The 13,171-nt window shown below is 71.1% G+C and carries 11 protein-coding genes; 8 read left to right on the forward strand and 3 right to left on the reverse strand.

The window, feature by feature from the left end:
* The first annotated feature begins 45 nt into the window (after nt 1-45).
* The 3 genes from NQU55_RS23100 (at nt 46) to NQU55_RS23110 (ending at nt 4,765) form a co-directional block, all read left to right on the forward strand.
* Nucleotides 46-882 carry a GNAT family N-acetyltransferase gene (locus tag NQU55_RS23100; RefSeq protein WP_168092943.1) on the forward strand — a complete coding sequence of 279 codons (837 nt, stop codon included), beginning with the start codon at nt 46-48 and terminating at the stop codon, nt 880-882.
* Nucleotides 883-966: 84 nt separating this feature from the next.
* Nucleotides 967-2,742 carry an IucA/IucC family protein gene (locus NQU55_RS23105; protein WP_372504786.1) on the forward strand — a complete coding sequence of 592 codons (1,776 nt, stop codon included), beginning with the start codon at nt 967-969 and terminating at the stop codon, nt 2,740-2,742.
* A 43-nt stretch (nt 2,743-2,785) separates the two neighbouring features.
* Nucleotides 2,786-4,765, forward strand: coding sequence for an ATP-dependent DNA helicase (locus NQU55_RS23110; protein WP_168092942.1), 1,980 nt, complete (start codon nt 2,786-2,788; stop codon nt 4,763-4,765).
* Nucleotides 4,766-4,845: 80 nt separating this feature from the next.
* Here the strand turns inward: NQU55_RS23110 and lexA are convergent, their stop codons facing one another.
* A complete protein-coding gene (gene lexA / locus NQU55_RS23115) occupies nt 4,846-5,631 on the reverse strand; it encodes a transcriptional repressor LexA (protein ID WP_058047270.1) in 786 nt (261 codons plus the stop codon).
* Nucleotides 5,632-6,190: 559 nt separating this feature from the next.
* Here lexA and nrdR point away from each other — a divergent pair.
* Together nrdR and NQU55_RS23125 are read left to right on the forward strand one after the other, a co-directional pair.
* Nucleotides 6,191-6,703 (forward strand): transcriptional regulator NrdR, encoded by a 513-nt coding sequence (nrdR, locus tag NQU55_RS23120; RefSeq protein ID WP_168092941.1) that lies wholly within the window; start codon nt 6,191-6,193, stop codon nt 6,701-6,703.
* Between the two features lie 112 nt (nt 6,704-6,815).
* The gene (locus NQU55_RS23125; protein WP_168092940.1) at nt 6,816-9,683 is read left to right on the forward strand and encodes a vitamin B12-dependent ribonucleotide reductase; all 2,868 of its coding nucleotides are present in this window, start codon (nt 6,816-6,818) and stop codon (nt 9,681-9,683) included.
* Between the two features lie 86 nt (nt 9,684-9,769).
* Here the strand turns inward: NQU55_RS23125 and NQU55_RS23130 are convergent, their stop codons facing one another.
* Complete coding sequence (locus tag NQU55_RS23130) at nt 9,770-10,192, reverse strand: nuclear transport factor 2 family protein (RefSeq protein ID WP_168092939.1); 423 nt, start codon at nt 10,190-10,192, stop codon at nt 9,770-9,772.
* Between the two features lie 101 nt (nt 10,193-10,293).
* Here NQU55_RS23130 and NQU55_RS23135 point away from each other — a divergent pair, with 101 nt between their 5' ends.
* The 3 genes from NQU55_RS23135 (at nt 10,294) to NQU55_RS23145 (ending at nt 12,400) form a co-directional block, all read left to right on the forward strand.
* Nucleotides 10,294-10,857 carry a TetR/AcrR family transcriptional regulator gene (locus tag NQU55_RS23135; RefSeq protein WP_168092938.1) on the forward strand — a complete coding sequence of 188 codons (564 nt, stop codon included), beginning with the start codon at nt 10,294-10,296 and terminating at the stop codon, nt 10,855-10,857.
* Between the two features lie 69 nt (nt 10,858-10,926).
* Nucleotides 10,927-11,760: an arylamine N-acetyltransferase family protein gene (locus NQU55_RS23140; protein WP_256791055.1), complete on the forward strand. Its 834-nt coding sequence runs from the start codon at nt 10,927-10,929 to the stop codon at nt 11,758-11,760.
* A 34-nt stretch (nt 11,761-11,794) separates the two neighbouring features.
* Nucleotides 11,795-12,400 carry a YdbC family protein gene (locus NQU55_RS23145; protein ID WP_168093364.1) on the forward strand — a complete coding sequence of 202 codons (606 nt, stop codon included), beginning with the start codon at nt 11,795-11,797 and terminating at the stop codon, nt 12,398-12,400.
* Between the two features lie 20 nt (nt 12,401-12,420).
* Here NQU55_RS23145 and NQU55_RS23150 read toward each other — a convergent pair whose 3' ends face one another.
* On the reverse strand, nt 12,421-13,068 hold the full coding sequence (locus tag NQU55_RS23150) for a TetR/AcrR family transcriptional regulator (RefSeq protein ID WP_372504787.1): 648 nt from the start codon (nt 13,066-13,068) through the stop codon (nt 12,421-12,423).
* Between the last annotated feature and the right edge of the window lie 103 nt (nt 13,069-13,171).

Consider the following 13,171-nt stretch of genomic DNA (forward strand, 5'->3'; position numbering starts at 1 on the left):
GGGATCCCGGACACCGAGGGGATCCTCCGAGAGGAGAGCGTCTCCGTGTCGCCCACCGACCCCAGCGAAGGCCCGGCCCCCGGCCCGGGCACCGACCCCCTCCGCGCCGGCTCTCCGATCGCCGCAATCGCGGGGCCGAGCGTCGATGACAGCGCCCCCGCGGGCGCCGGTGCCGGCCCGCCGACCGACAACGAGACCACGCTCGAACTGAAGCTGTCCGAAGACTTCGTCGAACTTATCGACCACGGCCCCCCGGAGCCCGCCGCGCTCACCGCGGGCCGCGGGCCCGCCGGGGCCATCGGCCCGGGATCCGACCTCCTCGACTCCCTCGCCGACTGGGGGCCCGCCGACACCGGCGCGGGCACCTTCCAGCTCGTGCCGGTGCGGGTCGAGCGCGATCTCCGGCTCATCACCCGCTGGATGAACGACCCGGCCGTCGCGGCCTTCTGGAAGCTGGGCGGGCCCGAGAGCGTGACCGAGGCCCACCTGCGCGCCCAGACCGGCGGTGACGGCCGCAGCATCCCCTGCCTCGGGGTGCTCGACGGCGTGCCGATGAGCTACTGGGAGGTCTACCGCGCCGACCTCGACCCCATCGCACGCCACTACCCGGCCCGCCCGCACGACACCGGGATCCACCTGCTGATCGGCAAGGTCGCCGACCGGGGCCGCGGCGTCGGCACCCGCCTGCTGCGGACCGTCGCCGACCTCGTCCTGGACCACCGGCCGTCCTGCGGGCGCGTCGTCGCCGAACCCGACCTGCGCAACACCCCGTGCGTCTCCGCGTTCCTGAGCGCAGGCTTCCGGCTGACCGCGGAGATCGACCTTCCGGACAAGCGCGCGGCCCTGGTGGCCCGCGACCGCGCCCTGCGCACCCTCCTCTAGGACCGCCCCACCGGCCCCGGCCACCGGCCTCCGGCCGACCCACCGATCGGCCTTCTCTCCCATCGGCCTACTCAAGGAGCCCCCTTGCCTCCTTCGCCCCGGTCCGCACGCCTCACCGGCTCCGACTGGTCCCTTGCCGGTGCCCATCTGCTCGCCAAGATGCTCGGCGAACTCAGCTACGAGGGGGTGCTGACCCCCGAGCCCGACGACGGCGCCGAGGCACCCGCCACCGCCTACCGGCTGTCCTTAACGGAGGAGGTGACCTACCGCTTCCGCGCACGCCGGAGCGCGTACGGCCACTGGCGGGTCGACCCGGACTCCGTGACCCCCTCCCAGGACCCCCTCCGCTTCCTCGCCCACGCCCACGACACCGTCCTGGGCCTCTCCGGCGACACCACCGGCCACCTGGCCAGGGAACTCCTCGCCACCCTCTCCGCCGACATCCGCCTCCGGACGAGCGCCCTCAGCGCCGCGGACCTGGCCGACCTCGACTACGCCGCGCTGGAAGGCCACCAGACCGGCCACCCCTGGCTGATCGCCAACAAGGGCCGGCTCGGCTTCTCGGCCTCCGACGCCGACCGCTGGGCCCCCGAGGCCCGCACCCCGCGCCGCCTGCCCTGGATCGCCGCCCACCGCGACCTCGCGCACTACCGGGCCGTCCCCGCACTGGCCACCCCCGACCTGCTCTACGCCGAGGAGCTCGCCCCCGGCACCCGCGCCGCCTTCGCCCGCACCGTCGCCGACCACGGACGCGACCCCGCCGACTACCTCTGGCTCCCCGTCCACCCCTGGCAGTGGGACGAGACCGTGGCCCCCCTCTTCGCGCCCTGTCTCGCCGACGGATCCATCATCCCCCTGCCCACTGACAACGACCTCCGGCTGCCCCAGCAGTCCGTCCGCACCTTCCTCAACACCAGCCGGCCGCACGCCCGGACCGTGAAGCTCCCGCTCTCGATCCTCAACACCCTCGTCTGGCGCGGCCTGCCGACCGAGCGCACCCTCGCCGCCCCCGCGGTCACCGCCTGGGTCCAGTCCCTGCGCGACTCCGACGACTTCCTGCGGGACGAGACCCGGGTGATCCTCCTCGGGGAGACCGCCTCCGTAACCGTCGAGCACCCCCTCTACGACCGCGTGCCCGGCGTCCCCTACCAGTACAAGGAGCTGCTGGGCTGCATCTGGCGCGAGCCCCTCGGCCCCGCCCTCGCTCCCGGGGAGCGCGCCCGCACCCTCGCGGCCCTGCTGCACACCGACCCCGCCGGCCGCTCCTTCACCGCCGAGCTCGTCAGCCGCTCGGGCCTGGCCCCGGCCGACTGGCTCCGCCACCTCTTCGCCGCGCTGCTCCCGCCTCTCCTGCGCTTCCTCTACCGCTACGGCACCGTCTTCTCCCCGCACGGCGAGAACGCCATCGTCGTCTTCGACGAGAACGACGTGCCCACGCGCCTCGCCGTGAAGGACTTCGTCGACGACATCAACATCAGTGCCCTTCCCCTCCCCGAGCACGACTCCATGCCCGAGGACGTGAGGGCCGTGCTGCTCACCGAACCACCGGGATTCCTCACCCAGTTCATCCACTCCGGCCTCTTCGTCGGGGTCTTCCGCTATCTCGCGCCGCTGTGCGAGGAGCAGCTCGGGGTGCCGGAGGCCGCCTTCTGGTCGCTCGTGCGCGCGGAGATCGTGGGGCACCACGAGCGCTTCCCACGGATGAAGGACCGCTACGAGACCTTCGACCTGCTCACCCCGCGGATCGAGCGGCTCTGCCTCAACCGCAACCGGCTGCACCTCGACGGCTACCGCGACCGCCCGGAACGCCCGCACGCGGCGGTCCACGGCACCGTGCCCAATCCGCTGCACATTCCGTGACGGCGCCGTCGATGTCAGTGCCGCCCCTTAGGGTGGAAGAGCTATGACTGCCTCCTCCTCGCCCTCCCTCACCGACCTGCTGCACGCCGCCGTCACCGCCGTCGGCGGCACGGAGCGGCCCGGTCAGGTCACCATGGCCGAAGCCGTCGCCGAAGCCGTCGACGGCGACTCCCACCTGCTCGTGCAGGCGGGCACCGGCACCGGTAAGTCCCTCGGCTATCTGGTGCCGGCCCTGGCCCACGGCGAGCGCGTGGTGGTGGCCACCGCGACGCTGGCGCTCCAGCGCCAGCTCGTGGAGCGCGACCTCCCGCGGACGGTGGACGCCCTGCAGCCGCTGCTGCGCCGCCGCCCGCAGTTCGCCATGCTCAAGGGCCGGTCCAATTACCTGTGCCTGCACCGGCTGCACGAGGGGGTCCCGCAGGACGAGGAGGAGGGGCTCTTCGACCCCTTCGAGGCGGCGGCGCCCTCCAGCAAGCTCGGCAAGGACCTGCTGCGCATGCGCGACTGGGCCGACGAGACCGAGACGGGCGACCGCGACGATCTCACCCCGGGCGTCTCCGACCGGGCGTGGTCCCAGGTGTCGGTCACGTCCCGGGAGTGCCTGGGCGCATCGAAGTGCGCGTACGGCGCCGAGTGCTTCGCCGAGGCCGCCCGGGAGCGGGCCAAGCTCGCCGACGTGGTGGTCACCAACCACGCCCTGCTGGCCATCGACGCCATCGAGGGAGCCCCGGTGCTCCCCGGCCACGAGGTCCTGATCGTCGACGAGGCCCATGAGCTGGTCTCCCGGGTCACCGGCGTCGCCACCGGCGAGCTCACTCCCGGCCAGGTCAACCGCGCGGTGCGCCGCGCGGCCAAGCTCGTCGACGAGAAGGCCGCCGACGCCCTGCAGACCGGGGCCGAGAGCTTCGAGCGCCTGATGGAGCTGGCCCTCCCGGGCCGCCTGGAAGAGATCCCCGACGATCTCGAGTACGCCCTGATGGCGCTGCGCGACGCCGCCCGGACGGTCATCTCGGCCCTCGGCAACACCCGCGACAAGTCCGTCCAGGACGAGGACGCGGTCCGCAAGCAGGCCCTGGCCTCCGTGGAGAACATCCACGCGGTGGCCGAGCGCATCGTGGAGGGCTCCGAGTACGACGTCGTCTGGTACGAGCGTCACGACCGCTTCGGGGCGTCCCTGCGCGTCGCCCCGCTCTCCGTCTCCGGGCTGCTGCGCGAGAAGCTCTTCAACGAGCGGTCCGTGGTGCTCACCTCGGCCACGCTCAAGCTCGGGGGCGACTTCAACGGCGTGGCCGCGTCCCTGGGGCTGGCCCCCGAGGGCACCGGCGGCGCGGAGAGCCCCGAGTGGAAGGGCGTCGACGTCGGCTCGCCGTTCGACTATCCCAAGCAGGGCATCCTCTACGTCGCCCGGCACCTGTCCCAGCCCGGCCGCGAGGGCGGCCGCAAGGACATGCTCGACGAGCTGGCCGAGCTGATCGAGGCCGCCGGAGGGCGGACGCTCGGGCTGTTCTCCTCGATGCGCGCCGCCCAGGCCGCGGCCGAGGAGCTGCGCGGCCGGCTCGACGTGCCGATCCTGCTGCAGGGCGAGGAGACGCTCGGCGAGCTGATCCGTAACTTCGCCGCCGACGCCCGTACGTGCCTGTTCGGCACGCTGTCCCTGTGGCAGGGGGTCGATGTGCCGGGGCCGAGCTGCCAGCTGGTGGTGATGGACCGGGTGCCCTTCCCGCGGCCGGACGACCCCCTGATGAGCGCCCGGCAGAAGGCGGTGGAGGAAGCGGGCGGCAATGGCTTCATGGCCGTGGCGGCGACGCATGCGGCGCTGCTGATGGCCCAGGGCGCCGGTCGGCTCGTCCGGGCCTCGGGGGACCGCGGCGTCGTCGCCGTCCTCGACCCCCGGCTGGCCACGGCCCGCTACGGCGGCTTCCTGAAGTCGTCCCTGCCGGATTTCTGGTACACCACGGACCGTAATCAGGTGCGCCGCTCCCTGGCGGCGATCGACGAGGCGGCGAAGGCGGACGGCCGCTAGGGAGGGCCTGCCGCCGGCAAAGAAAAGAGCCCCGGAACCGGCGCAGGTGGTTCCGGGGCCCGGCCTTGCGGCCCTGTGCCTCACACGCGGCGCAGCACCGCCACGACCTTGCCGAGGATGGTGGCCTCGTCGCCGGGGATCGGCTGGTAGGCGGCGTTGTGCGGCAGCAGCCACACATGGCCGTCCTCGCGCTTGAAGCGCTTGACCGTGGCCTCCCCGTCGAGCATGGCGGCCACGATGTCGCCGTTCTCCGCGACGGGCTGGCGGCGGACCGTCACCCAGTCGCCGTCGCAGATGGCCGCCTCGATCATGGAGTCGCCGACGACCTTCAGGACGAACAGCTCGCCGTCGCCGACCAGTTGGCGGGGGAGCGGGAAGACGTCCTCGACGGACTCCTCGGCGAGGATGGGGCCACCCGCGGCGATCCGGCCGACGAGCGGCACGTAGGAGGCGGCGGGCTTGCCGGTGGTGTCCGTGGGCTGCGAGCTGGGCTGGTCGGAGCCGCGCACCTCGTAGGCCCGGGGGCGGTGCGGATCCCGGCGCAGGAAGCCCTTGCGCTCCAGGGCCATGAGCTGGTGGGCCACGGACGAGGTGCTCGACAGCCCCACCGCCTGGCCGATCTCCCGCATGGAGGGTGGGTAGCCCCGGCGCTGGACGGAATCCCTGATCACTTCGATGACCCGCCGTTGGCGGTCGGTGAGACCCGAGCTGTCGGCCCGGATGCCTGGAGGTCGCCCCGGGAGGGCCCGAGCGGGCTTCTGCCCCTCGGTGCTCATGGCTGCGTCATTCATCGGGTGTGCCTGGTCGAGTCGGTTCTGGGAGCGGTCCTGGGCGGTGATTGTGGCGCTGTCTGCGGTGGTGGTCACGTCGGCCCCTCTCGAAATGTTCTCCCTAGCTGGACAACGGTAGTTGCTTTCGAAAGGTTGCGCCAAACACACGTTCGAGTGAAATATCGAAGTTTGCCTGACGTGATCAAGGCTGAGGGTGTACGGCTGAAGATCAATTCGACCATTACGGTACCCTTCGGTGCGAAGCGCACCGAGCGGTCCGCCCGTCCGCACGGGCCTCGTGCGGGCCTCGTACAGGCCCGCCCGGTCCACCCCGGACCCCTTCCGTACGGCGGCTCCGCGGTGGTCCCAGTGTGTCATCAAAGCCCCCGTGCCCCTGCTGCAGGGGCGGCTCGCGTAGGGTCGGGACCGGTCCTCGCGACTGTGAAACACGTCCGGCGCGGCTCACCACACGGCACCAGATCTAGTGGTTTGATTGGCGGAAGCCGCCCACAGGTTGTGGTCGAGGGGCGTCGCCGGTCATTTGCGGCCGCCGTCATCGCCTATGCTGGGGGCTGCTTCGCAAGGCCCCCGTTCGGGGGTCGGCCGAGGCTGAAGATCGTGCACAGTCCTACGAGGGTGAGGAGGGTGGAGAGCCATGCACTGCCCCTTCTGCAGGCACCCCGACAGCCGCGTCGTCGACAGCCGGACCACCGATGACGGCTGCTCGATCCGGCGGCGGCGCCAGTGCCCCGACTGCTCCCGTCGTTTCACGACCGTGGAGACCGCGTCACTGATGGTGATCAAGCGGAGCGGGGTCACCGAGCCCTTCAGCCGTACGAAGGTCATCTCCGGAGTGCGCAAGGCCTGCCAGGGCCGCCCGGTCACCGAGGACGCCCTGGCCCAGCTCGGTCAGCGGGTGGAGGAGGCGGTGCGCGCCACGGGCAGCGCCGAGCTCTCCACCCATGACGTGGGTCTCGCCATACTCGGCCCCCTCCGGGACCTCGACCTGGTCGCGTACCTGCGTTTCGCGTCCGTGTACCAGGCGTTCGACTCGCTCGAGGACTTCGAGGCCGCCGTCGCGGAGCTGCGCGAGCACCGGTCCGCCGCGACCGCCGGCGGCTGCGACGGGGACCTGCAGGTTCCCGCGCCCACCGCGGCCGCCGAGTAGCAGCGGCCACCACAGACCTGCCCGGCGCGCCGCGCGCCCGGGCGAAGACAGACATAGCGCGCCACGGAAGAATTGCGCGCATTAGGGCGTTTTGCCCGTAGAGGGAGGCGGCATGACCGAGACGACGAGCGGCCCGGCACGAGGTTCCCGCGCCAAGGGGAACAAGGGCGGCAAGGGTCTGCGTATCGAGCGCATCCACACCACCCCCGGTGTGCACCCGTACGACGAGGTCGTGTGGGAGCGCCGTGACGTCGTCATGACCAACTGGCGCGACGGTTCGATCAACTTCGAGCAGCGCGGCGTGGAGTTCCCCGACTTCTGGTCGGTGAACGCGGTCAACATCGTCACGAGCAAGTACTTCCGCGGTGCCACGGGTTCGCCCGAGCGCGAGTCCAGCCTCCGTCAGCTCATCGACCGGGTCGTGCTGACCTACCGCAAGGCGGGCGAGGAGCACGGCTACTTCGCCTCCCCGGCGGACGCCGAGATCTTCGAGCACGAGCTGACCTACGCCCTGCTGCACCAGGTCTTCAGCTTCAACTCCCCGGTCTGGTTCAACGTCGGCACCAAGCAGCCGCAGCAGGTCTCCGCCTGCTTCATCCTCTCCGTCGACGACTCCATGGAGTCGATCCTCGACTGGTACAAGGAAGAGGGGATGATCTTCAAGGGCGGCTCCGGCGCCGGCCTGAACCTCTCCCGCATCCGCTCCTCCAAGGAGCTGCTCTCCTCCGGCGGCAACGCCTCCGGCCCGGTCTCCTTCATGCGCGGCGCCGACGCCTCCGCAGGAACGATCAAGTCGGGCGGCGCCACGCGCCGCGCGGCCAAGATGGTCGTCCTCGACGTCGACCACCCCGACGTCGAGGCCTTCATCGAGACCAAGGTGAAGGAGGAGGAGAAGGTCCGCGCCCTGCGCGACGCCGGCTTCGACATGGACCTGGGCGGCGACGACATCACCTCCGTCCAGTACCAGAACGCCAACAACTCCGTCCGCGTCAACGACGAGTTCATGAAGGCCGTCGAGACCGGCTCGAAGTTCGGGCTGCGCGCCCGGATGACCGGTGAGGTCATCGAGGAGATCGACGCCAAGGGCCTCTTCCGCAAGATGGCCGAGGCCGCGTGGGCCTGCGCCGACCCGGGCATCCAGTACGACGACACGATCAACCACTGGCACACCTCGCCCGAGTCGGGCCGGATCACCGCGTCCAACCCGTGCAGCGAGTACATGCACCTGGACAACTCCTCGTGCAACCTCGCCTCCCTCAACCTCATGAAGTTCCTGCGCGACGACGACAAGGGCAACCAGTCGTTCGACGCCGAGCGCTTCGCCAAGGTCGTCGAGCTCGTCATCACGGCGATGGACATCTCCATCTGCTTCGCCGACTTCCCGACCGAGAAGATCGGCGAGACCACCCGCGCCTTCCGCCAGCTGGGCATCGGCTACGCCAACCTCGGCGCCCTGCTGATGGCCACCGGCCACGCCTACGACAGCGACGGCGGCCGCGCCCTCGCCGGTGCCATCACCTCCCTGATGACCGGCACCTCCTACAAGCGCTCCGCCGAGCTGGCCGCGGTCGTCGGCCCGTACGACGGCTACGCCCGCAACGCCGACGCCCACAAGCGCGTCATGCAGCAGCACGCCGACGCCAACGGCGTCGCCCGGCGCATGGACGACCTGGACACCCCGGTGTGGGCCGCGGCGACCGAGGCCTGGCAGGACGTCATCCGCCTCGGCGAGAAGAACGGCTTCCGCAACGCCCAGGCGTCCGTCCTGGCGCCCACCGGCACCATCGGCCTGATGATGGACTGCGACACCACGGGCGTCGAGCCGGACCTGGCCCTGGTGAAGTTCAAGAAGCTCGTCGGCGGCGGCTCGATGCAGATCGTGAACAACACGGTGCCGAAGGCGCTCAAGCGCCTGGGCTACCAGCCGGAGCAGATCGAGGCGATCGTCGCCCACATCGCCGAGCACGGCAACGTGATCGACGCCCCGGGCCTGAAGGCCGAGCACTACGAGGTCTTCGACTGCGCCATGGGTGAGCGCGCGATCTCCGCCATGGGCCACGTGCGCATGATGGCCGCCGCGCAGCCGTTCCTGTCGGGCGCGATCTCCAAGACGGTGAACCTGCCGGAGTCGGCCACCGTCGAGGAGGTCGAGGAGGTCTACTTCGAGGGCTGGAAGCTCGGCCTGAAGGCCCTCGCGATCTACCGCGACAACTGCAAGGTCGGCCAGCCGCTCTCCGCCAAGAAGAAGGAGGAGGCGAAGGCTCCCGAGGCCGCCGCCCCCGCCGCCGCGGAGAAGGTCGTCGAGTACCGCCCCGTCCGCAAGCGCCTCCCCAAGGGCCGCCCGGGCATCACCACCTCCTTCACGGTGGGCGGCGCCGAGGGCTACATGACCGCCAACTCCTACCCGGACGACGGTCTCGGCGAGGTCTTCCTGAAGATGTCCAAGCAGGGCTCGACCCTCGCGGGCATGATGGACGCCTTCTCGATCGCCGTCTCGGTCGGTCTGCAGTACGGCGTGCCGCTGGAGACCTACGTCTCGAAGTTCACCAACATGCGCTTCGAGCCGGCCGGCATGACCGACGACCCGGACGTGCGGATGGCGCAGTCGATCGTCGACTACATCTTCCGCCGCCTGGCGCTGGACTTCCTGCCCTTCGAGACCCGCTCGGCGCTCGGCATCCACTCCGCCGAGGAGCGTCAGCGCCACCTCGACACCGGTTCCTACGAGCCGACCGACGAGGACGTCGACGTGGAGGGCCTCGCCCAGTCCGCGCCGCGCCAGACCGAGGCCCCGAAGCCGGCCCAGCCGGCCGCGGCGGTCCCCGCGCCGAAGCAGGCCCACAACTCCACCGAGCTGGTGGAGATGCAGCTGGGTCTGAACGCGGACGCGCCGCTGTGCTTCTCCTGCGGCACGAAGATGCGCCGCGCGGGCAGCTGCTACCTCTGCGAGGGCTGCGGCTCGACCAGCGGCTGCAGCTGACGCGGGTGCCGCCCGGCACTGAATAGCACCTGAAGGCGGTGGCCGGAGGAATTCCTCCGGCCACCGCCTTCGTCGTGTCCGCCCGGTCAGGCCTCCGCTGCGAATTCCCTCTGGTCCGCGGTGATCGGCACGTCGTTGATGCTGGCTTCGCGGCGCCGCATCAGACCGTCCGGGGCGAATTCCCACTGCTCGTTCCCGTAGCTGCGCCACCACTGGCCGCCGGCGTCGTGCCACTCGTAGCGGAAGCAGACCGATATCCGGTTGCCGGACCACGACCAGAGCTCCTTGCGCAGCCGGTAGTCCAGTTCCTTCTCCCATTTGCGGCGGAGGAAGGCCCGGATCTCGTCGCGGCCGGTGATGAATTCGTGCCGGTTCCGCCAGACGCAGTCCTCGGTGTATGCGAGGGAGACCCGCTCGGGGTCGCGGCTGTTCCAGGCGTCCTCGGCGGCCTGGATCTTGGCCCGAGCGGAGGATTCATCGAAGGGGGGTAGGGGTGGACGCTGGGTCATGGCATGCCTTCCGGACGCACGGGAAGAATGGAGAACGATCGTTCTCCGCTTTCGTTGTAGCCTAGAGAACGATCGTTCTCCGCGCCAGCCCGGGAGGGGCAATGGACATCGCCGAAGCCGACGGCCGACTGCTCGACGCAGCGGAATCCCTGTTCTACGAGCACGGTGTGCAGGCCGTCGGGATGGACCGGATCCGCGCGGCGTCCGGGGTCTCGCTCAAGCGCCTCTACCAGCGCTTCCCGTCGAAGGAGGTCCTGGTCGAGGCCTATCTGCGACGCCGTGACGAGCGCTGGCGCGGGGCCCTGGCCGCCTACGTCGCCGCGTGCCCCTCGGTCGCGGCGCGCCCCCTCGCGGTCTTCGACTGGCTGGAGGAATGGTTCGGCGAGCCGGATTTCCGCGGCTGTGCGTTCATCAACGCGTACGGCGAACTGGGTACGGGCTCCCCGGCCGTGGCCGAAGCCGTACGGGACCACAAGGCGGAGGTGCTGCGGTACCTGACCGGGCTCGTGCGCGCCGCCGGCGTTCCGGAGCCCGGACCGGTGGCCGAGCAGCTGGCCGTCCTGGCCGACGGCGCCATCACCACGGCGGCGGTCACCGGAGCGCCCGGCGCCGCGCGCAGGGCCCGGGAGGCCGCCGCGGTATTGCTGGAGGCTGCCGCCGCGTGACGGCGGCCGAAAGCGGTCCGGGCCGAGGGTGAATACTGTCGGGTGAACGGCCGAGGGGAGAGGGCGGTAATGACGGGTGAGTTCGTGTGGGGCGGCGGGGATCTGGACTTCGACGCCTATCTGGCGCGCATTGGAGTCGGGGGAACGGTCCGGCCGGACCTCGCGACGCTGAGGGCGGTGCACCGCGGCCATGTGGCCGCCTTCCCCTTCGAGAACCTGGAAATCCTGCTCGGGCGGCCGGTTCTGCTGGACGTCAAGGCGCTGCAGGACAAGATGGTGGCGCAGCGCCGCGGCGGCTACTGCTACGAGCAGAATCTGCTGTTCGCCGCGGTCCTGGAGCGCATCGGATTCTCGTTCACGGGCATCGGCGCGCGGATCAGGATGGGCAGCGACAAGCTGCGCCCGGTCACTCACATGGCACTCAAGGTCGAGGCCGACGGCGAGCAGTGGCTGTGCGACGTCGGATTCGGCGGGGAAGGGCTGCTGGAGCCCCTGCCCTTCCGGGACGGGATCCAGGCCGGGCAGGGCGGCTGGACGTTCGGCATCGAGCGGGAGTCGCAGGACGTGCGGGTGCTGCGTTCCCTCCACCCGGAGGGCTGGTTCGACCTGTACGCCTTCGGTCCGGAGGAACGTTTCCCGGTCGACTACACCGTGATGAACCACTACATCTCCACGCACCCGCACTCGCCCTTCGTCTCGCGCGTGGTGGTACAGCAGACGGAGCCCGGCATACGGCGGAGTCTGGTGGGCTCCATGCTCGTAACCGCCCGCCCCGACGGTTCCGAGGAGCAACGGGAGGTGCGCGTGGCGGAGTTGGTGGAGGTGCTGGCGCGTGAGTTCCGGATCGGGCTCGGCGAGGCCGACGGCGTGACCCTCGCACGGGTGCAGTCCTCCGGTACATGACTGCGGGCCGCCGCCCGGGCCGTACGATGGCGCGGTGCTGGTCAAGTGGACTCGCTGCACCGTGGTCGATCGCCGCGGCTTCGAACGCGGACAACGCAAATGGGCGGGCCTGCTCGGCGAGCCCGGTTTCCGGGGGCAGGGCGGAGGCTGGAGCAGGGGGCGCCCCCATGTGGTGCACCTGTTCGGCTTCTGGGAGAGCCGGGCGTTCTACGACTCCTTCATGGCGCGCTCCCACGACCGGCTCGCGGCGTCCCAGGCGGGAACCTTCAAGAACGCCCAAGTGCGGCTGTTCGAGCACCGGTTTGACGTGAAGGTCGGCTTCCAGCCGCAGTTCGCGGATGCGGACGTGGTGCGTATCGCCCACTGCCGGGTCCGGGAGGACCGGGTGGAGCACTTCACGCTGATGCAGGAGAAGGTGTGGAACCCGGCCATGGCCGGGTCCCCGGGGATGCTGCGCGGCGTCTTCGGGGAGGCGCCGGGCCGCGAGTTCCTGGTGCTGTCCGTGTGGAACTCCGAGGCCGAGCACGGGAAGTACCGCACGGAGCGGGTCGAACGGCTCGCCCTGCGTGCGCAGACCGAGGCCGACGTCGCGTCGGTCGGCGGCGACATCGTCGCGTTGGAGCCTTCCTGGACGGTGTGACGGCCGGGTCGGCCGTGGAGTCAGGCCGGTGACGCGAAGACGCCCGCGCGCGCCGCGGCGAGAGCGGCGTCCGCGGCCTGGCCGGCGACGGTGTCGTCGAGGGGCTCCCTGGTGATGAACAGCCGGAAGAACAGCGGAGCCGACACGGCCCTCGCGAGGGAGCCGGGGTCGGTGCCGGCCGGCACCTCGCCGCGGGCGGCGGCTCGTTCGACCAGGGGGGCGCAGCGCGCGAAGCGCTCGGCGTAGAAGGCGCGCAGAGCCTCCGCCGCCCGCTCCGACTGGAACGCGGCGGCGATGAAGGCCGCCGGAGCCGCTCCCGCGGCCGGGTCGCCGAAGGTGTCGACCACCTGCTGTGCCAGGGCGCGCAGGTCGCCCCTGAGGGTGCCCGTGTCGGGAGGTGTCCACGTGTCCTCTCCGGCGAGGTCCAGTGCGTCGGCGACGAGCCCTTCGACGCCGCCCCAGCGGCGGTAGAGCGTCGTCTTGTGGACGCCGGACTGCTCGGCGACGTACTCCACGGTGAGCCCCGGATAGCCGTACTCGACCAGCCCCGCGAGGACGGCGTCGCGCACGGCCGCGCGGGTGCGGGCGGTGCGGCCGCCGGGCCGCACCGTGCCCGGCGCGGAGGAGGACGGGGGCACTTGGGGGGAAGGCGTCGAAGACAACTGCAACTCCTGTTGCGTTAGCTGGCCAGGGCGTGTCATGCTGAGCGTAACGCAACTCGGGTCGCATTTGGTGTGGCGCGGCCGGGGATGCGTCCCCGCAGGGTCCTCC

The organism is Streptomyces telluris, assembly GCF_024519335.1.
In the GTDB taxonomy this organism is placed as follows: domain Bacteria; phylum Actinomycetota; class Actinomycetes; order Streptomycetales; family Streptomycetaceae; genus Streptomyces; species Streptomyces telluris.

Excerpts from the sequence above, each read along its gene's own strand:
- NQU55_RS23110 (WP_168092942.1), top strand. The coding sequence starts at position 2,786 with ATGACTGCCTCCTCCTCGCCCTCCCTCACCGACCTGCTGCACGCCGCC.
- nrdR (WP_168092941.1), top strand. The coding sequence starts at position 6,191 with ATGCACTGCCCCTTCTGCAGGCACCCCGACAGCCGCGTCGTCGACAGC.
- NQU55_RS23125 (WP_168092940.1), top strand. The coding sequence starts at position 6,816 with ATGACCGAGACGACGAGCGGCCCGGCACGAGGTTCCCGCGCCAAGGGG.
- NQU55_RS23130 (WP_168092939.1), bottom strand. The coding sequence starts at position 10,192 with ATGACCCAGCGTCCACCCCTACCCCCCTTCGATGAATCCTCCGCTCGG.
- NQU55_RS23135 (WP_168092938.1), top strand. The coding sequence starts at position 10,294 with ATGGACATCGCCGAAGCCGACGGCCGACTGCTCGACGCAGCGGAATCC.
- NQU55_RS23140 (WP_256791055.1), top strand. The coding sequence starts at position 10,927 with ATGACGGGTGAGTTCGTGTGGGGCGGCGGGGATCTGGACTTCGACGCC.